The sequence below is a fragment of the Pseudomonas sp. 14P_5.3_Bac1 genome (assembly GCF_025466135.1).
Classification (GTDB): domain Bacteria; phylum Pseudomonadota; class Gammaproteobacteria; order Pseudomonadales; family Pseudomonadaceae; genus Aquipseudomonas.
The window spans coordinates 75,224-93,695 of the sequence record NZ_JANLOF010000082.1 but is presented as its reverse complement, the minus strand read 5'-3'; the positions used below and the strand labels follow the sequence as shown (position 1 = coordinate 93,695).

General features: G+C 61.7%; 19 protein-coding genes. 15 read left to right on the top strand and 4 right to left on the bottom strand.

What is annotated here, in order from left to right:
• Positions 1-3: 3 nt before the first annotated feature.
• Positions 4-921, bottom strand: coding sequence for a sulfate adenylyltransferase subunit CysD (gene cysD / locus NTD89_RS24055; protein WP_017137614.1), 918 nt, complete (start codon positions 919-921; stop codon positions 4-6).
• A gap of 270 nt (positions 922-1,191) precedes the next feature.
• The gene (locus tag NTD89_RS24050) at positions 1,192-1,950 is read right to left on the bottom strand and encodes a Nif3-like dinuclear metal center hexameric protein (RefSeq protein WP_262210074.1); all 759 of its coding nucleotides are present in this window, start codon (positions 1,948-1,950) and stop codon (positions 1,192-1,194) included.
• Positions 1,951-2,052: 102 nt separating this feature from the next.
• Between NTD89_RS24050 and algW the strand changes: the two genes are divergently transcribed.
• The 3 genes from algW (at position 2,053) to NTD89_RS24035 (ending at position 6,159) form a co-directional block, all read left to right on the top strand.
• Positions 2,053-3,207, top strand: coding sequence for a Do family serine endopeptidase AlgW (gene algW / locus NTD89_RS24045; RefSeq protein ID WP_106578579.1), 1,155 nt, complete (start codon positions 2,053-2,055; stop codon positions 3,205-3,207).
• A gap of 108 nt (positions 3,208-3,315) precedes the next feature.
• Positions 3,316-5,427, top strand: a complete 2,112-nt coding sequence (locus NTD89_RS24040) for a TonB-dependent siderophore receptor (protein ID WP_262210070.1) — start codon at positions 3,316-3,318, stop codon at positions 5,425-5,427.
• A 12-nt stretch (positions 5,428-5,439) separates the two neighbouring features.
• Positions 5,440-6,159 (top strand): DUF4198 domain-containing protein, encoded by a 720-nt coding sequence (locus NTD89_RS24035; protein WP_262210068.1) that lies wholly within the window; start codon positions 5,440-5,442, stop codon positions 6,157-6,159.
• 132 nt (positions 6,160-6,291) lie between these two features.
• Here NTD89_RS24035 and hemH read toward each other — a convergent pair whose 3' ends face one another.
• Positions 6,292-7,317 carry a ferrochelatase gene (gene hemH, locus NTD89_RS24030; RefSeq protein ID WP_106578576.1) on the bottom strand — a complete coding sequence of 342 codons (1,026 nt, stop codon included), beginning with the start codon at positions 7,315-7,317 and terminating at the stop codon, positions 6,292-6,294.
• 14 nt (positions 7,318-7,331) lie between these two features.
• Entirely contained in the window at positions 7,332-8,231 is a 900-nt protein-coding gene (locus NTD89_RS24025; protein ID WP_262210066.1) for a TIGR01777 family oxidoreductase, read from the bottom strand.
• 211 nt (positions 8,232-8,442) lie between these two features.
• On the opposite strand from NTD89_RS24025, the gene NTD89_RS24020 reads away from it, so the two are divergent.
• The 12 genes from NTD89_RS24020 (at position 8,443) to NTD89_RS23965 (ending at position 18,450) form a co-directional block, all read left to right on the top strand.
• The gene (locus NTD89_RS24020; RefSeq protein ID WP_106578574.1) at positions 8,443-9,429 is read left to right on the top strand and encodes an NAD(P)/FAD-dependent oxidoreductase; all 987 of its coding nucleotides are present in this window, start codon (positions 8,443-8,445) and stop codon (positions 9,427-9,429) included.
• Positions 9,426-9,641 carry a TIGR02450 family Trp-rich protein gene (locus NTD89_RS24015; protein ID WP_106578573.1) on the top strand — a complete coding sequence of 72 codons (216 nt, stop codon included), beginning with the start codon at positions 9,426-9,428 and terminating at the stop codon, positions 9,639-9,641. The genes NTD89_RS24020 and NTD89_RS24015 overlap by 4 nt, the downstream gene beginning before the upstream one ends.
• A gap of 113 nt (positions 9,642-9,754) precedes the next feature.
• Complete coding sequence (locus tag NTD89_RS24010) at positions 9,755-10,714, top strand: YbgA family protein (protein WP_262210064.1); 960 nt, start codon at positions 9,755-9,757, stop codon at positions 10,712-10,714.
• A 17-nt stretch (positions 10,715-10,731) separates the two neighbouring features.
• Positions 10,732-11,661: a MerR family transcriptional regulator gene (locus NTD89_RS24005; protein ID WP_262210063.1), complete on the top strand. Its 930-nt coding sequence runs from the start codon at positions 10,732-10,734 to the stop codon at positions 11,659-11,661.
• Positions 11,662-13,104 carry a deoxyribodipyrimidine photo-lyase gene (gene phrB, locus NTD89_RS24000; RefSeq protein ID WP_262210061.1) on the top strand — a complete coding sequence of 481 codons (1,443 nt, stop codon included), beginning with the start codon at positions 11,662-11,664 and terminating at the stop codon, positions 13,102-13,104.
• Positions 13,097-13,519, top strand: a complete 423-nt coding sequence (locus NTD89_RS23995; protein WP_262210060.1) for a nuclear transport factor 2 family protein — start codon at positions 13,097-13,099, stop codon at positions 13,517-13,519. Before phrB ends, NTD89_RS23995 begins: the two co-directional genes overlap by 8 nt.
• Positions 13,516-14,298, top strand: a complete 783-nt coding sequence (locus NTD89_RS23990) for an SDR family NAD(P)-dependent oxidoreductase (protein WP_106578568.1) — start codon at positions 13,516-13,518, stop codon at positions 14,296-14,298. Before NTD89_RS23995 ends, NTD89_RS23990 begins: the two co-directional genes overlap by 4 nt.
• Positions 14,295-15,542, top strand: coding sequence for an NAD(P)/FAD-dependent oxidoreductase (locus tag NTD89_RS23985; protein ID WP_262210058.1), 1,248 nt, complete (start codon positions 14,295-14,297; stop codon positions 15,540-15,542). The genes NTD89_RS23990 and NTD89_RS23985 overlap by 4 nt, the downstream gene beginning before the upstream one ends.
• Positions 15,539-16,348 carry a DUF1365 domain-containing protein gene (locus NTD89_RS23980; protein ID WP_262210057.1) on the top strand — a complete coding sequence of 270 codons (810 nt, stop codon included), beginning with the start codon at positions 15,539-15,541 and terminating at the stop codon, positions 16,346-16,348. Before NTD89_RS23985 ends, NTD89_RS23980 begins: the two co-directional genes overlap by 4 nt.
• Positions 16,335-17,606: an SAM-dependent methyltransferase gene (locus tag NTD89_RS23975; RefSeq protein WP_262210056.1), complete on the top strand. Its 1,272-nt coding sequence runs from the start codon at positions 16,335-16,337 to the stop codon at positions 17,604-17,606. Before NTD89_RS23980 ends, NTD89_RS23975 begins: the two co-directional genes overlap by 14 nt.
• Positions 17,599-18,090: a DUF2878 domain-containing protein gene (locus NTD89_RS23970; RefSeq protein ID WP_145165578.1), complete on the top strand. Its 492-nt coding sequence runs from the start codon at positions 17,599-17,601 to the stop codon at positions 18,088-18,090. Before NTD89_RS23975 ends, NTD89_RS23970 begins: the two co-directional genes overlap by 8 nt.
• A 54-nt stretch (positions 18,091-18,144) precedes the next feature.
• Entirely contained in the window at positions 18,145-18,450 is a 306-nt protein-coding gene (locus NTD89_RS23965; RefSeq protein WP_016977069.1) for a YkgJ family cysteine cluster protein, read from the top strand.
• Positions 18,451-18,472: the final 22 nt, after the last annotated feature.

Genomic DNA, 18,472 nt, shown 5'->3' with positions numbered 1-18,472 from the left:
CCCTTAGAAATAACCCTGACGTTTTTTATCTTCCATCGAGCCTGCGCCATCGTGGTCGATGACCCGGCCCTGGCGCTCGGAAGTTCGCGTCAGGAGCATTTCCTGAATGATGTCCGTCAGCGTCTCGGCTTCGGACTCCACCGCGCCCGTCAACGGGTAGCAGCCCAGGGTACGGAAACGTACTTTCTTTTTGACGATTCGGGCTTTGTCTTCGTCGGACAAGTGCTCAAGGATGCGGTCGTCGTCGATCATGATCAACGTGCCGTTCTTCTCGATCACGTCGCGTTCGGCGGCGAAGTACAGCGGCACAATCGGAATGCCTTCCAGGTAGATGTACTGCCAGATGTCCAGCTCGGTCCAGTTGGACAGCGGGAACACACGGATCGACTCGCCCTTGTTGACGTTGCCGTTGTAGACGTTCCACAGCTCCGGGCGCTGGTTTTTCGGGTCCCAACGGTGCTTGCTGTCGCGGAACGAGTACACGCGCTCTTTGGCGCGGGATTTCTCTTCATCGCGACGGGCACCGCCGAAGGCTGCGTCGAAACCATGCTTGTCCAATGCCTGCTTGAGGCCTTCGGTTTTCATGATGTCGGTGTGCTTGGCGCTGCCGTGGGTGAACGGGTTGATGCCCTGCGCCACGCCGTCCGGGTTGACGTGGGTGATCAGGTCCAGGCCAAGCTCTTCGACCATTTTGTCGCGAAACTTGTACATCTCCTGGAATTTCCAGCGGGTGTCGACGTGCATCACCGGGAACGGCAGCTTGCCCGGGAAGAAGGCCTTGCGCGCCAGGTGAAGCATCACGGCGGAGTCTTTACCGATCGAGTAGAGCATCACCGGGTTGTCGAACTCGGCGGCGACCTCGCGGATGATGTGGATGCTTTCCGCCTCCAGCTGTTTCAGATGCGTCAGTTTGTCGACCATGGCTACTCACGGAAAAACGATCTTATGGACGGCCAGCGGGCCGTGTTCGAGCGGGGCATGCTAGCACAGCACCTTCTTCTATTCAGGGAGCTGGCTAGATCGAAACGGTATATGAATATGCCACTGGGTTTGGCGTGAAACCCGGTCAACTGCGGGAGCTGGCTTTTGTGGGAGCTGGCTTGCCTGCGATACAGGCACCTCGGTCAGTCAGGTAAATTGAGGTGATGCTATCGCAGGCAAGCCTGCTCCCACAGGGGCCTGCAGTGAGGCTTAGATCGGGTTCGGGCAATCGATGAACAGATGCTCCAGCGCGAAACGCCGCGCCAGGTACTCGCCCAACGCCTGCACGCCATAACGCTCGGTGGCGTGGTGGCCGGCGGCGATAAAGCTGATGTCGTTTTCCCGCGCGCTGTGAAAGGTTTGCTCGGAAGCTTCGCCGCTCAGGTACAGGTCGACGCCTGCCGCAATCGCGTCGTCGATGTAACCCTGACCGCCGCCCGTGCACCAACCAACGCGGCGGATCATTTCGCTGCCTTCGATCAGCAGCGGTTCACGGCCCATCACGTCCTGCACACGGCGGGCAAAGTCGCGGGGCGACAGGGGCTCGGCGAGGGAACCGACCAGGCCGACGACTTTGGGGTTGCTCGGGTCCAGCGGGCCTTCGACGGTAATGTCCAGCTGGCGGGCGAGTTGCACGTTATTGCCCACGTCCGCGTGCAGGTCCAGCGGCAGGTGGTAGGCGAGCAGGCTGATGTCGTGCTTGAGCAGGGTTTTCAGGCGGCGCTGTTTCATGCCGGTGATGCACGGGTTTTCGCCCTTCCAGAAATAACCGTGGTGCACCAGCACCAGGTCGGCCTGGGCTTCGACCGCGGCATCCAGCAGAGCCTGGCTTGCGGTCACGCCGCTGACGATGCGCATCACCTGCGGACGGCCCTCGACCTGCAGGCCATTGGGGCAATAATCGGCAATTTTTGCGCTGCCAAGGTAGCGGTCCGCTTCCTCGACGAGGGTGGTAAGGGGGACGGCCATAAAAGACTCCTAAATATCCCGTTCCGAGGCGCTCGCAGCCTCGTATAATGCGCGACATTATGGGCGCTCTCCCGCCCCCTGCAACCTGTCAGGACTTACTTGATGCTTAAGGCACTGCGTTTTTTTGGATGGCCATTGTTGGCTGGCGTGCTGATCGCGATGCTGATTATTCAGCGTTATCCCCAGTGGGTGGGCTTACCCAGCCTTGATGTGAACCTGCAACAGGCACCGCAAACCAGTTCGGTGGTGCAAGGTCCGGTGACTTATGCGGACGCCGTGGTCATCGCCGCACCCGCCGTGGTCAACCTGTACACCACCAAGGTCATCAACAAACCGGCGCATCCGCTGTTTGAAGACCCGCAATTTCGCCGCTATTTCGGCGACAACGGCCCCAAGCAGCGCCGCATGGAATCCAGCCTGGGTTCCGGCGTGATCATGAGCCCCGAAGGCTACATCCTCACCAACAACCACGTGACCACCGGCGCCGACCAGATTGTCGTGGCCCTGCGCGACGGCCGCGAAACCCTCGCCCGCGTGGTTGGCAGCGACCCGGAAACCGACCTCGCGGTATTGAAGATCGATTTGAAAAGCCTGCCCTCGATCACCATCGGCCGCTCTGAAGGGCTGCGCGTCGGTGACGTGGCACTGGCGATCGGCAACCCGTTTGGCGTCGGCCAGACGGTGACCATGGGCATCATCAGCGCCACCGGGCGTAATCAGTTGGGGCTCAACAGCTACGAAGACTTTATCCAGACCGACGCGGCGATCAACCCGGGCAACTCAGGCGGCGCGTTGGTGGATGCCAATGGCAACCTGACTGGCATCAATACGGCGATTTTCTCCAAATCCGGCGGCTCCCAGGGCATCGGTTTTGCGATCCCGGTGAAGCTGGCCATGGAAGTGATGAAGTCGATCATCGAGCACGGCCAGGTAATCCGTGGCTGGCTGGGCATCGAAGTACAGCCGCTGACCAAGGAATTGGCTGAGTCGTTCGGTTTGACCGGACGCCCGGGCATCGTGGTCGCCGGGATCTTCCGCGATGGCCCGGCGCAGAAAGCCGGTCTGCAACTGGGCGATGTGATCCTCAGCATCGATGGCGAACCGGCCGGTGATGGCCGTAAGTCGATGAACCAGGTCGCGCGGATCAAGCCGACCGACAAGGTGGCAATCCAGGTAATGCGCAACGGCAAAGAGATCAAACTGCTGGCAGAAATCGGCCTGCGCCCACCGCCGGCGCCGGTGAAAGAAGAGGAATAACGGGGTTGGGAGCCCGTTCGCGGGCTCCTGTAACCTAATATTTCAAAAGAAATCCATTCTCATTAGGCATGTTATATTGTTTCAATATAGACATTGGAACGCTCTATCATGCCGCCTCGTAGATTTACCCCACTGGCTGGTCTGGCCTTGGGATTGTTGCTCGACCCCGCCTGCGCCGAAGACAGCTACGCCAAAGACAACACTGTCGAACTGGACACCATCAGCGTCACCGGCGACGCCTATGAATCTGCCACGGGCCCCGTCAAAGGCTATCGCGCCACCCGCTCTGCCAGCGCGACCAAAACTGACACGGCCCTGCGTGACATTCCTCAATCAATCAGCGTGATTCCCGCCACGGTGCTCAACGACTTGGGCAGCACCAATGTCGAACGCGCCCTGGAATTCGCCGGCGGCGTGTCCAAGCAAAACAACTTCGGCGGCCTGACGCTTTACGAGTACAGCGTGCGCGGCTTCACCACTTCGCAGTTCTACCAGGATGGTTTCAGCGCCAACCGTGGCTACCCGAGCACGCCAGACGCGGCCAATATCGAGCGCATTGAAGTGCTAAAAGGCCCCGCCGCCAGCCTCTACGGGCGTGGCGATCCCGGCGGCACCGTCAATATCGTCAGCAAAAAACCCCAGCCGCAAGCCTTCACCACCGTGCAAACCAGTGCCGGCAGCTGGGACCGCTACCGCACAGCCCTTGATGTGAACACGCCACTGGACGGCGACGGCCGCGTGCTGTCGCGCGTAAACCTGGCGGTGGAAGACAATCACAGCTTTCGCGATCACGTTGACGCCAAGCGCGTATTTGTCGCGCCGTCTTTCAGCTGGCAATTGGACCCGGACACTCGCCTGCTTGTGGAAAGCGAGTTCGTGCGCCACAGCTCAACCTTCGACCGTGGCATCGTCGCGCCCCATGGCATGTCCCGCTCCACCTTCCTCGGCGAGCCCAACGACGGCAACATCCGCAACCACAACAACCGCCTCCAGGCCGCCGTGGAACACCACCTCAACGACGCCTGGCAACTGCGCCTCGCCAGCCACTATAAACAGGGCAGCCTGTGGGGCGACGCCTCGGAAAGCCGCGCGCTGAATGCCGACGGCCATACCGTCAACCGCCGCTACCGCCAACGCTCTACCGGTTGGCATGACAGCATTACCCAGCTCGAACTGCGCGGCCTGTTCGACATCGGCAGTTGGCAGCATGAACTGCTGATCGGCAGCGAGTACGAGGACTACCGCAAAAAAGAACGCGTGACGGCGATTGCCGGCAGCCTCTACCCCATCGACATCTATAAACCGATCTATGGCCAGACCAAACCCAACGGCGCGCGCTCCGGCACCGACGTTTTCGAACAGGTGAAGAGCCAGGCACTAAACCTGCAGGACCAGATCGTTTTTACCGACCGCCTGCGCGGCATGCTCGGTGCGCGCTTCGAGCACGTCGAACAAAGCACCGATGACTTCACCCGCAACCACGCCAATGGCCGGCAAACCCACGATGCCCTGACCCAACGCGCCGGCTTGCTCTACCAGCTCACGCCGCAGGTCGGCGTGTTCGCCAACGCGTCAACGTCGTTCAAACCGAACAGCGGCCTGGATGCCGGCGGTAAATCCTTCGAGCCAGAAGAAGGCGTCGGTTATGAAATAGGGCTCAAGAGTGAGCTGTTCGACGATCGCCTGAGCACCACCCTCGCCGCCTTCCACATCGAAAAGAAAAATGTCCTCGCCCTCGATCCCGCCACCGACACCCAGCGCGCCATGGGCAAGGCGCGCAGCCAGGGTGTAGACCTGCAACTGAGCGGGCAAGTGACCGACGCCGTACGCGTCATCGGCGCCTTCGCCTACATCGACGCCGAAGTGACCAAGGGCGACAAAGCCATCCCCACCGGCAGCCGAATTCTCGGCGTGGCCAAGCGCAGCGCCAGCCTGTTGGGCGTGTATGAATTCCAGAATGGCGCGTTGCGCGGCTCGGACCTGGGCGCAGCGTTCACCTACGTCGGTGACCGCTCCGGCGAGGCCGGCAGTCGTTTCGAACTGCCCGCCTACCACACCGTCGACCTGCTGGCGCATTACAAAGCCAGCGACAGCGTCACCGTGGGCCTGAACCTCAACAACGTATTCGACGAAAAGTACTACGAGCGCTCCTACAGCAACTACTGGGTCACGCCCGGTGAGCCGCGCAACGTCACCGTCAGCCTGACCCTCAACCTGTAAAAGGACGCTCCCATGCAAGCCTTGAAATCCCTGGCCGTGCTCGGCCTGCTGTGTGCCAGCCAAGTTTCTGCCCACGGCCTGTGGACCGAACAGCGACGCGGCAATATCGAAGTGATCTACGGCCACGGCGCCGAGGACAACGCCTTCAAGGCCGAGAAAATCAGCGGCGCCTGGGCGTATGACGCCAGCGCCAGGATGATCCCGGTCAGCGTAGAACGCCTTGCCGACCACGCACGCCTCAAGCCGCTCAAATCGCCCGCCGTTTTAGCGGTCGCCCTGGATAACGGCATGTGGTCGCAGACGCCGGACAAGAAGTGGATCAACCAGGGCCGCAGCCATGTGCCGGGGGCGATTGCATCGACCCAGACCTTCAAGTACAGCCTGGCGATTTATCAGCCGGGGGCGAAGTTGCCGAAGCTGGATCAGATCAAGCTGCTGATCCTGCCTGAAGTGGATCCGCTGACCGTAGGACCTGGCCGGTCAATGCCGGTGCGGGTGCTATTGGATGGCAAGCCTGCGGCAGGTATTAAGCTGGTGGGCGACTATCGCAATGCACCAAACACCTTGAGCACCGAGACCGACAAAGACGGTCGCGCCCAGGTGCTGGTGCGTAACGAAGGGTTGAATGTGATCGCGGCGCAGGTGGAGATCCCGCTCAAGGACAATGCCGATGTGGCGACGCGCGGGCTGTTCAGTTCGCTGACGTTCCTGGGTGAACCGCATCACGAATAAACCCTAAAAAACACTGTGGGAGCGGGCTTGCTCGCGAAGGCGCTGCATCAGTCAATACATTCGTTGACTGACACCTCGCATTCGCGGGCAAGCCCGCTCCCACAGTTGATCTCTATCGTTTCGACAATCTGATCACAGCGCCAAGGGCGCCCGCTCACACAACGTGTTCAGCGCCGCAGCCCACTGCGGGTCATCATTGAGGCACGGCACCAACACCAACTCCTCGCCCCCTGCTTCGCGGAACTGCTCCAACCCACGATCACCAATCTCTTCCAGTGTCTCAATGCAATCGGCAACAAACGCCGGGCACATCACCAGCAGCTTTTTCACGCCTTGCTGGGCCAGGGCTTCCAGGCGGGCTTCGGTGTAGGGTTCGATCCATTTCGCCCGGCCCAGGCGCGACTGGAATGCCACCGACCACTTGCCATCCGGCAGGCCCATGCGCGCGGCAAATTCCCGTGCAACGCTGAAGCACTGCGCGCGATAGCAGGTGGCAAGCACCTCGGGCGACGCGTTCTGGCAGCAATTTGCATCCTTGAAACAATGCCCGCCGGTGGGGTCGAGCTTTTTCAGATGACGCTCGGGCAGGCCGTGAAAACTCAGGAGCAAATGATCGTAGTCCTGCTCGACATACGGCCGAGCGCTCGCAACCAGTGCCTCGAGGTATTCCGGCTGATCGTAAAAGGGCTGCAGGATCGAAAACTGCACGTTGAGCTTTTTGTCGCGCACCACACGCTTGGCTTCTTCAATCACGGTGGTCACGGTGCTGTCGGCAAACTGCGGGTACAACGGCGCCAGGGTGACTTTCTTTATCCCCTGGGCAGCCAGGCGCGTCAGCGTCGTTTCAAGCGACGGTTCGCCATAACGCATCGCCAGCTCCACCGGGCCCTGCGTCCACTGCGCGGTCATTTGCTGCTGCAAACGACGACTCAAGACTACAAGCGGTGAACCCTCGTCCCACCAGATCGACGCGTAGGCATGCGCCGACTGCTCGGGGCGCTTGATCAGGATCAGCGACACCAGCAACCGCCGCACCGGCCACGGCAGGTCGATCACGTAAGGGTCCATCAGGAACTGATTGAGGTAGCTGCGCACATCGGCCACCGAAGTGGAGGCCGGTGAACCCAGGTTGACCAGTAACAACGCGTGATCCGTCATGCAACATCCTATGGCTAGAGGCGGCTGGACAAGTCTTCCAGGGCCGCGTGCAACTCAGTGAACTGAAAAGTGAAACCGGCCGCCAACAGCCGTTCGGGCACGGCTTTTTGCCCGCCGAGCAACAACCCGGACAACTCACCCAGCCCGACCTTCAATGCAAACGCCGGCATCGGCATGAACGCGGGACGGTGCAGCACCTGGCCCAGGGTCTTGGCGAATTCGCGGTTGCGCACCGGGTGTGGCGCGCAGGCATTATAAGGACCGCTGGCGTCCGCCTTGTGCAGAAGAAAATCAATCAGGGCGATTTGATCTTTGATATGAACCCACGGCATCCACTGCCGACCATCGCCGATCGGCCCGCCCAGCGCCAGCTTGAACGGCAATAACAACCGCGACAAAAAGCCGCCTTTCGCCGCCAGCACAAGGCCGGTGCGCACCAGCACCACGCGGATGCCCATGGCTTCGGCGCGCAGGGCCGTTTCTTCCCAGGCGATACACAGCTGGCTCGGGAAGTCGTCCTGCACCGGGCCGCTGGCCTCGGTCAATTCGCGCTCGCCGCCGTCGCCGTACCAACCGACCGCCGAACCGGAAATCAGCACCTGCGGTTTTTGCGCCTGGCCTTCCATCCACGCCAACAGCGTTTCGGTGAGGCTGATGCGGCTGCTCCACAACAGGGCCTTGCGCCTTTTGGTCCAGGGCCGATCAGCAATGGGCGCGCCGGCCAGATTGACCACCGCATCCACGCTGCCGATCACGTCTTGCAGGCGGCCAACGCCCAACACTTGCGCACCGCACCACTTGGCAACGGTGTCCGGTTCACGGCTCCAGACGGTCAAGCGATGCCCTTGGGCAAGCCAGTGTTGGCAGAGCTGGCGACCGATCAAGCCGGTACCGCCGGTCAGCAAAATATGCATGGGACACTCCTCATGTAACGTTCGCCGCCGATCACTGGTCTATTTTATAAGCAGGGATCAATTGCAATCGGGCGCGGCTGTTGGTTAAGCCTCAGCTTTAACCATAGGCCACGCCGTAAGAACAGGTACGCCAAAACTTATACCAAAAAACAATATTGTACAGCTATTGGTGTCGGCGTAGTCTGTACCCAACGGTAAAACGAGGCCTCCCATGACTGTTCCCATCGCGATCATCGGCACCGGCATCGCCGGTCTCTCCGCCGCCCGAGCGTTACGAGACGCGGGGCACGCTGTACAACTTTTCGATAAAAGCCGCGGCAGCGGCGGCCGCATGTCCAGCAAGCGCAGCGACGCCGGCGCGTTGGACATGGGTGCGCAATACTTCACCGCCCGCGACCGGCGCTTCGTCAACGAGGTGCAACGCTGGCAAAGCAACGGCTGGGCCGAGCAGTGGAAACCCCAGCTGTACAACTTCAAGTCCGGTCAGCTCACGCCCTCTCCCGACGAGCAAATTCGCTGGGTCGGTACGCCGCGCATGAGTGCTATCACCCGTGCGCTGCTGGATGATTTGCCAGTGGAATTCGGTTGCCGCATCACCGAAGTGTTCCAGGGCAAACAGCATTGGAACCTGCTGGACGCCGACGGCGGCAATCACGGCCCGTTCAGCCACGTGGTGATTGCCACGCCGGCGCCCCAGGCCACCGCGCTGCTCGCCGCCGCGCCGAAGCTGGCGGGTGCCGCTGCTGGGGTGAAAATGGACCCGACCTGGGCCATCGCCCTGGCTTTCGACAAACCTCTGGACACGCCGATGGAAGGCTGTTTCGTTCAGGACAGCCCTCTCGACTGGCTCGCGCGCAACCGCAGCAAACCCGGGCGCGATACCACCCTCGACACGTGGGTGCTGCACGCCACCAGCGCGTGGAGCAAGGCACACCTGGACTTGCCCAAAGAAGCTGTGATCGAACACCTGCACGGCGCCTTCGCTGAGCTGCTGCACAGCGCCATGCCCGCGCCTTCTTTCAGCCTGGCGCATCGCTGGCTGTACGCGCGACCCTCCAGCGCGCATGAATTCGGGGTACTGGCCGATGCTGACCTGGGCTTGTATGTGTGCGGCGACTGGTGCCTGTCCGGTCGGGTCGAAGGCGCATGGCTCAGCGGCCAGGAAGCGGCGCGACGCTTGATCGAGCACCTGCAATGAACCGCATCAATCCCGCCAAACTGCTGCTGTCGAAGTGGACAGCAGCTCGTCCTCGCAACAAGGAGAAACACTTCCTGGTCACCGAATTGTTTCGTGACGAGGAAGGCACCGTGCTGGAAATCGAGCTGCAAGCCGTCATGACTCGCCGTGCTGAACGCCTGGCCTGGCAAACCCTGCAGAACGCCGAAGACTGGCGAATAGGCTGGAAGTAGGTTGCCCGAAAATACTTGTACAAAATATTTGTACTTGTACAGCATCAAACCTATGATGAGATTTAGTTGTACAGACTCAAGAGTTTGTACAGGAATCTCGGAGAGGTTTGAACATGTCCACCACCGGAAAACCGAAGATCGCCATCAGCGCCTGCCTGTTAGGCGAGAACGTGCGCTTCAATGGCGGACACAAACAATCCCTGCTGTGCAGCCAGACGCTCGCTGACTACTTCGACTTCGTGCCGCTGTGCCCCGAAGTTGCCATCGGCCTGGGCATCCCCCGCGAACCGATCCGCCTGGTGGGCGACCCTGCCCAGCCGCAGGCCGTCGGCACGGTGCGCCGTGATCTCAACGTTACGCAGCCACTGGACGAATACGGCCAGCAGATGGCCCTGGAACACACCGACCTGTGCGGCTACATCTTCATGCAGAAGTCGCCGTCGTGTGGCCTGGAACGGGTCAAGGTCTACCGCGAGAACGGCACACCTGTAGACGGCGGCGGGCGCGGCATCTACGCGCAGGCGTTCTGCGCGCGCCACCCCAACCTGCCGGTGGAAGAAGATGGCCGGCTGAATGACCCGGTGCTGCGGGAAAACTTCCTGACCCGCGTCTTTGTGTACGCCAGCTGGCAGCAACTGCTGGCCGAGGGCCTGACCCGCCACCGCCTGCTGGCGTTTCACTCGCGCTACAAATACCTGCTGATGGCCCACAGCCCGGTGCATTACAAAAGCCTCGGCCACCTGCTGGGCAGCATGAGCAAGGACACCTCTCTCGACGAATTGGCCGCCGGCTATTTCAGCGAGCTGATGACCGGCCTGAAAAAATGCGCCACCCGCGGCACTCACACCAATGTGCTGCAACACATCAGCGGCTACCTCAAGCAGGCCATCAGCGCCGACGACAAGCAGGAAATGCAAACCGTCATCGGCCAGTACCGCACCGGCATCGTGCCGCTGGTGGTGCCGCTGACCCTGCTCAAACACCACTTCCGCCAACACCCGGACCGTTACATCGCGCAGCAGGCTTACCTGCAACCGCACCCGGAAAACCTCAGCCTGCGTAATGCGATCTGACCCATGAAAAGTACATTATGAAAGCTGCCCTGCAAGACGAACCCGGCGAAGACATCGCCCAAGCCCTCCAAGACGGCTGGCTGCCGATTCGCGAAGTGGCGCGCCAGACCGGCGTCAACGCCGTGACCCTGCGCGCCTGGGAACGCCGCTACGGCCTGATCGTGCCCCAGCGCACGCCCAAGGGCCACCGGCTGTTCAGCGCCGAACACGTGCAACGCATCCACACCATCCTGACCTGGCTCAACCGCGGTGTGCCGGTCAGTCAGGTCAAAGGCTTGATCGACTCCGCCCAGGTCAGCCCCGACACCGTCGAAAACGAATGGCACGCCCTGCGCCAGAACCTGGTGGGCGCCATCAGCGCGTTGGCCGAGCGCCGGGTCGACGATGCGTTCAACCAAGCCATGGCGTTGTACCCGCCACGTACCCTGTGCGAACAGTTGCTGCTGCCGCTGCTCCAGGAACTCGAGCAGCGCTGGCAAGGCCAGTTCGGCGCGCAGATGGAGCGGGTATTTTTCCTGTCTTGGCTGCGCAGCAAGTTCGGTGCACGCATCTATCACAACAATCGCCAGCTGCAAGGCGCCCCGCTGCTGCTGGTCAACCACTCGGACCTGCCGCTGGAGCCGCATCTGTGGCTCAGCGCCTGGCTGGCCAGCAGCGCCGATTGCCCAGTGGAAGTCTTCGATTGGCCGTTGCCGGTCGGTGAGTTGGCGTTAGCAGTGGAGCACCTGCAACCGCGGGCCGTGCTGCTGTATTCGAGCAAGGCCCTGCAGGTGTCGACACTCACCAAGCTGCTGGGCGGCGTCGGTTGCCCGACGCTGATTGCCGGACCAACGGTATGCATCCACCAGGCCGAGTTGGCCGTATTAACCCGTGAAACCCCTGAGTTGTTCGTGGCCGAAGACCCGTTGTCGGCCCACTTGATTCTGATCCAGCGTGGACTTCTTTAAATGCATTTGATCTGGCTGCGCACCGACCTGCGCCTACACGACAACACCGCCCTGGCCGCCGCCTGCCAGCGAGGCCCGGTTGCGGCCGTGTACCTGATCACTCCCGAACAGTGGCTGGCCCACGATGATGCACCGTGCAAAGTCGACTTCTGGCTGCGCAACCTGCAGCACTTGAGCCAGGCGCTCGGCGAGCTGAACATTCCCCTGCTGATCCGCACCACCGCCACCTGGGACCAGGCGCCCGCCGTACTCGGCACGCTGTGTCGGGAGCTGTCGGTCGAGTCGGTCCACGTCAACGAGGAATACGGCATCCACGAAACCCGCCGCGATGCCGCCGTGGCCCAGGCTCTGGAAGCCCAGGGCGTGACGTTCCACAGCTACCTGGACCAATTGTTCTTCCAGCCCGGCAGCGTGCTGACCAAAAGCGGCACGTACTTCCAGGTCTTCAGCCAGTTCCGCAAGGTCTGCTACAGCCGCCTGCACAGCGCCCTTCCCCGCTTGGTGGCAACACCCAAAGCCCAGGCGCCGATCAAGCTCAAAAGCGATCCGATACCTGCACAGGTCCAAGGGTTCGAGCCGCCCAGCGAAGCCTTGCGCGCGCTCTGGCCGGCCGGTGAAGACGAAGCACGCCGCCGCCTCGACGCCTTCGCCGATCAACAAATCAGCTACTACAAAGATGAGCGCGACTTCCCGGCCAAACCCGGCACCAGCCAACTGTCCGCCTACCTTGCCGCCGGCGTGGTCTCGCCACGCCAGTGCCTGCATGCCGCCTTGCAAACCAACCAGGGCGAGTTTGAAAGCGGCGACATCGGCGCGATCACGTGGATTAACGAGCTGCTCTGGCGCGAGTTCTACAAGCACATTCTGGTCGGCTATCCACGGGTGTCGCGCCACCGTGCGTTTCGTCCCGAGACCGAAGCAGTGGCCTGGCGCGATGCGCCCAAGGACCTCGCCGCCTGGCAGCAAGCGCGCACCGGCCTGCCGATCATCGACGCCGCCATGCGCCAGTTGCTCGAAACCGGCTGGATGCACAATCGCCTGCGCATGGTGGTCGCGATGTTCCTGACCAAGAACCTGCTGATCGACTGGCGCGAAGGCGAGCGCTTCTTCATGCGCCACCTGATCGACGGCGACCTGGCCGCCAACAACGGCGGCTGGCAGTGGAGCTCCTCCACCGGCACCGACTCGGCGCCGTATTTCCGGATTTTCAGCCCGCTGAGCCAGTCGGAAAAATTCGACAGCGAAGGCGTGTTTATCAAGCACTGGCTGCCGGAACTGGCGGCGCTGAACAAGAAGGAAGTGCACAACCCCGAGGTGGTCGGCGGCCTGTTTGGCGTGGCCGATTACCCACGCGCTATCGTCGACTTGAAAAAGTCCCGCGAACGCGCCCTGGCCGCCTTCCGCAGCCTGCCCTCGCGCCAGGGGGTTGCCGAACATGAGTGACTTCCTGCAGCGGTTCGCCCAGGCCTTTGCGACGCTGGACAAGCACAACCTGCACCTGCTCGACAGCCTGTACAGCAAGGACATCGCCTTCACCGACCCGCTGCATGAAGTGCACGGGCTGACGGCCCTGCACCGCTATTTCACCGAACTGTATGGCAATGTGAGCCAGCTGCGTTTTGACTTTCACGGCTTCGACCAGGTGGCCGAAGGCGAAGGCTACCTGCGCTGGAAGATGAGTTTTTGCCACCCGCGCCTGAACAGCGGCAAAGTGATCCGGGTTGAAGGCTGCTCACACCTGATGTGGCGCGACAAGGTGTACCGGCACCGGGATTATTTCGATGCAGGCGCTCTGCTCTACGAACACCTGCCAGTAGTCGGTCGGGTCATCAGTTGGCTGAAAAGGAGAATGGGATGAGCCTTACACCGCCCCGCCGATATTGGCTGACTGGCGCCAGCAGTGGCATTGGCGCGTCGCTGGCCGTGGAGCTGCTCAACAGCGGCGCCCACGTGGCCCTCAGCTCACGCACGAAAGGCCCGCTGGAAGCCCTCGCCCAACGTTATCCAGGCCAAGTGCTGGTGGTGGCCGGCGACCTGACCAACAGCCAGACCGTGCGTGAGATCGGCGAGCATATCGGCGTGGTCTGGGGCTCCGTCGATACGGTCATTCTCAACGCCGGCACCTGTGAATATGTCGATGCCAAGCAATTTGATGCATCGATTGTCGAGTACGTGGTGCGCACCAACTTGCTGGCCAGCAGCTATTGCATCGAAGCCGCGCTGCCGCTGTTGCGCGCCGGGCATTCGCCGCACCTGGTCGGCGTGGCCAGCGCCGTCACCTACCTGCCCATGCCCCGCGCCGAAGCCTATGGTGCGTCCAAGGCCGGGCTGCGCTACCTGTTCGAATCCCTGCGCATCAGCCTGTCGCCCGAGAACATCGACGTCACCGTGATCAGCCCGGGCTTTGTCGACACACCGCTGACCGAACGCAACGACTTCCCGATGCCCCTGAGCTGGTCCGCCGACAAGGCCGCGCGGCATATCTTCGCCAAGCTGGCAAAACGTCCGCTGGAAATCGCCTTTCCCGCCATGTTTATCGCCACCTTGTGGCCGCTGTCGAAGCTGCCCAACCGTGCGCAATTGATCATCGGCAAACGCATGTTGCGCAGCCCGCCACCGAAGAAGGACGACCTGTGAAGATCGCCATTATCGGCAGCGGCATCGCCGGGCTGACCAGCGCTTACCTGCTCAGCCGTCGCCACGACATCACTGTGTTCGAAGCGGGCGAGCGCATCGGCGGGCATACCCACACGGTCGACGTCACGGTTGAGGGTCAAAGCTACGCGGTGGACACCGGGTTTATCGTGTTCAACGACTGGACCTACCCCAACTTCATTCGCTTGCTGGGGCAGATTGGCGTCAGCTTCAAACCCACCGAAATGAGTTTTTCGGTATGCGACCAAAGCGCCGGATTCGAGTACAACGGCAACAACCTCAACAGCCTGTTTGCCCAACGCCGCAATATGCTGTCGCCAGGGTTCTGGGGCATGTTGCGCGATATTCTGCGCTTCAATCGCCAGGCGCCGCTGGACCTGCATGAACAACGCATCAGCGCCGAGATGACCCTGGGCGATTACCTCGAAGCCGGCGGCTACGGCCCACGCTTTATCCGGCATTACATCGTGCCGATGGGCGCGGCGATCTGGTCGATGTCCCTGGCTGACATGCTCGGCTTTCCGTTGCAGTTCTTTGTGCGCTTTTTCAAGAACCACGGTTTGCTCTCGGTGAACAACCGGCCGCAGTGGTGCGTGATCGAGGGCGGGTCGAGCAGCTACATCGAGCCGCTGACGCGCAGCTTTCGCGAACAGGTGCGCCTCAATTGCCCGGTGCATAACGTCGAGCGCACCGACGAGGGCGTTGTGATCCACAGCGCTGCTGGCAGCGAGACGTTTGACCGGGTCGTGTTGGCCTGCCACAGCGACCAGGCCCTGGCCTTGCTGGCCGACCCCAGCACGGCGGAACAGGAAATCCTCGGCGCGCTGCCTTACGCCGACAACGATGTGGTGCTGCACACCGACACGCGCCTGCTGCCGGACCGCAAGCTCGCCTGGGCCAGCTGGAATTATCGGCTGACCGGCGATACCCAAACCCAGGCCGCCGTCACTTACGACATGAACATTCTGCAAGGCATCGACAGCGCCACCACCTTTTGCGTCAGCCTCAACCAGACGCCGATGATCAACCCGCTGAAGATCCTCGCGCGCTACACCTACGCGCACCCGCAATACAGCCTCGCGGCGGTCGCTGCCCAAGCGCGCTGGGAAGAATTGGCGGGCACGCGCAACACCTTTTTTTGCGGCGCCTACTGGGCCAATGGTTTCCACGAAGACGGCGTGGTCAGCGCATTGCGCGTGGCTCAAGCCTTTGGAGAAACCCTGTGAACAGCGCCCTGTACAGCGGCTGGATCGCCCATCGCCGGTTTGCGCCCAAGGCTCACGCCTTTCGCTACCGCATCGGCCTGCTGTACCTGGATTTGAGCGAACAAGACGAAGTGCTCGGGCTGTCGCCCCTGGCCGGCGCTGGTCGCCTGGCGCCCTTTGGCTTTCGCCAGCAGGATTACCTGCGTGAATTCACGCGCCACGGCATGAGCTTGAGCGATGCCGTGCGCCAGGAAGTTGGCAAGGCGCTGGGGCGCGAGCCCCAGGGCGTTATCTGCCTGCTGAGCCAGGCTCGCAGTTGGGGCCTGGCTTTTAACCCGGTGAGTTTCTTCTACTGCTTCGAGGCCGATGGGCAACTGGCCGCGATCCTGTGTGAAGTGACTAACACCCCATGGCGCGAGCGCTATCACTACGTGCTGCCGGCCCAGGCGCTCGGCGCCGATGAGCATCAGCACTTCGCCGTGGCCAAGGCCTTCCATGTGTCGCCGTTTTTGCCACGCGACCTGGAATACCGCATGAGTTTCAGCCCGCCCGCCGCCAAGCTCGGCGTGCACATGGCCGACTGGCAAGGTGAGTTGAAGGTTTTCGAGGCCACGCTGAGCCTGCACAAGGAAGCGTTGAACCGCGCCAGCCTGCATCGCTACCTGTGGCGCTTCCCGTGGATGACCGCCAAGACGTGCCTGGCCATTTACTGGCAGGCCATGCGCCTGTTGCTCAAACGCACACCGATTTTTTCCCATCAGGCCGCCGATGGCGCCTCTCGCACCGCAGTCGGGTATACCAAGGATCGCCGCCATGAAATCCCCTAGCTTATCGGTCAAGACCAATCGCCTGAACGTCAACGGCATGACCAGCGCATTGCTGCGCAAGGCCGTGCTGCGCCAACTCAGCCAACTGCGCCACGGCCAACTGGTGGTGATCGAGGACGGCGAACGCCAAGTGTTCGGTGCCCGCGAAGCGCACCTGCTGGGGGAAATCCAGATCCTCGACTCGGCGGTGTGGGGCCTGGTGGCGGCCAACGGATCGATCGGCGCCGGCGAGGCGTTTATCCACGGTTACTGGACCAGCCCGGACTTGACCGCCGTGGTGCGCGTGATGGTCAGCAACCTGGAGGTGCTAGACGCCATGGAAGGTGGCCTGGCGCGCCTGGCACGCCCCTTCACTCAAGGCCTGCACTGGCTCAACCGCAATACGCGCAAGGGCTCGCAGAAAAACATCGCCGCCCACTATGACCTGGGCAATGACCTGTTCGAAGAATTCCTCGACCCGACCATGATGTACTCGGCGGCGCAATTTCTGACGCCCGATGACACCCTGGAACAGGCGCAATTGAACAAGCTGGAACGCATCTGCCAAAAGCTCGCACTCAAGCCCACCGACCATCTGCTCGAAATCGGCACCGGCTGGGGCAGCATGGCGCTGTACGCAGCGCAGCATTACGGCTGCAAAGTCACCACCACGACCTTGTCCAAAGAGCAGTTTGCCTACACCCAAAAGCGCATCGATGCCCTGGGACTGCAGGGCCAGGTGATCCTGTTGTTGCAGGACTACCGCGACCTGACCGGTCAATACGACAAGCTGGTGTCCATCGAGATGATCGAGGCGGTGGGCCATCGCTTCCTGCCGACCTACTTCAAGCAGTGCGCGCATTTGCTCAAGAGCGACGGCCTGATGCTGCTGCAAGCCATCACGATTCGCGAGCAGCGTTTTGAGCAGGCCAAGAACAGCGTCGATTTCATCCAGCGCTATATTTTCCCCGGCGGCGCCCTGCCCTGCGTGCAGAACATGCTGCACATCGTCAGCCGCGACACCGACATGAACCTGCTGCACATGGAAGACTTCGGCCTGCACTACGCAAAAACCCTGCGCCTGTGGCATGAGAACTTCCGCCGCGCCCATGGCCGCCTTGCCGAGTTGGGCTACGACGAATACTTCCTGCGCTTGTGGGAATTCTATTTGTGCTACTGCGAAGGTGGGTTCATGGAACGTACGATAGGCACCGCGCAGTTGCTGCTGGCAAAACCTGCGGCAATCAACCCACCCTTGCTCGGGCGCTTCAGTGCTTAAATCGCTGGCGAACGCCGTACTGTTCCAGTGCGGCTGGTTTGCCTGTGTGCTGGGGGGCGACAGCGAATGGTTGCTGGTGGTCGGTGCAGTGCTGGCCATCCACCTGCTGTGGATAAGTTCATGGTCGCGGGAAGGCCAGGTGATCCTCGCCGTCACGTTGTTTGGCACTGTGGTGGATACCGCATTGCGCACCTTTGGCGTCTTTCATTTCAGTTTTCCGGGGCCACTGATCCCGTTTTGGCTGGTGTTGCTGTGGGCGTTGCTCGCCACCACGCTACGCCATTGCCTGGCCTGGAGTGCCCAGCCCTGGTGGCGCGCCAGCGTGTTGGGCGCGGTCGGCGGGCCGTTGTCTTATTACGCGGGCAGCCAATTGGCCGGCGTGAGTTTCGGCTACGGCACGGCGCCAACCCTGATTGGCCTGGCGCTGCTTTGGGCGCTGGTGTTCCCGGTGCTGCACTGGATCGCCCGACAACTGGGGCACTGACGTCCGTCAGAGCTTTCACACCTACCTGACACGCTTGCCTTACACTGCGCGCCTATGACCAACATCCCCCACACTCAAATCACCGAACCCGCCGTCACTTGCTCGACGTGCGCGGCCTGCTGTTGCCAATTGGAAGTGATGCTGATCACCGACACCGGCGTGCCGGAGCGCTATATCGATACGGACGATTGGGGCGGCGAAGTGATGCTGCGTCTGGATGATGGCTGGTGTGCGGCGCTGGACCGGGACACGATGATGTGCACGATTTACGAGCGACGGCCGCTGATCTGCCGGGAGTTCGAGATGGGTGCACCGGAATGCCTCACCGAGCGTGAAGGGATTGCGACGGCGTATCGCTGATCCTGAGGTAGATGAAAATCAA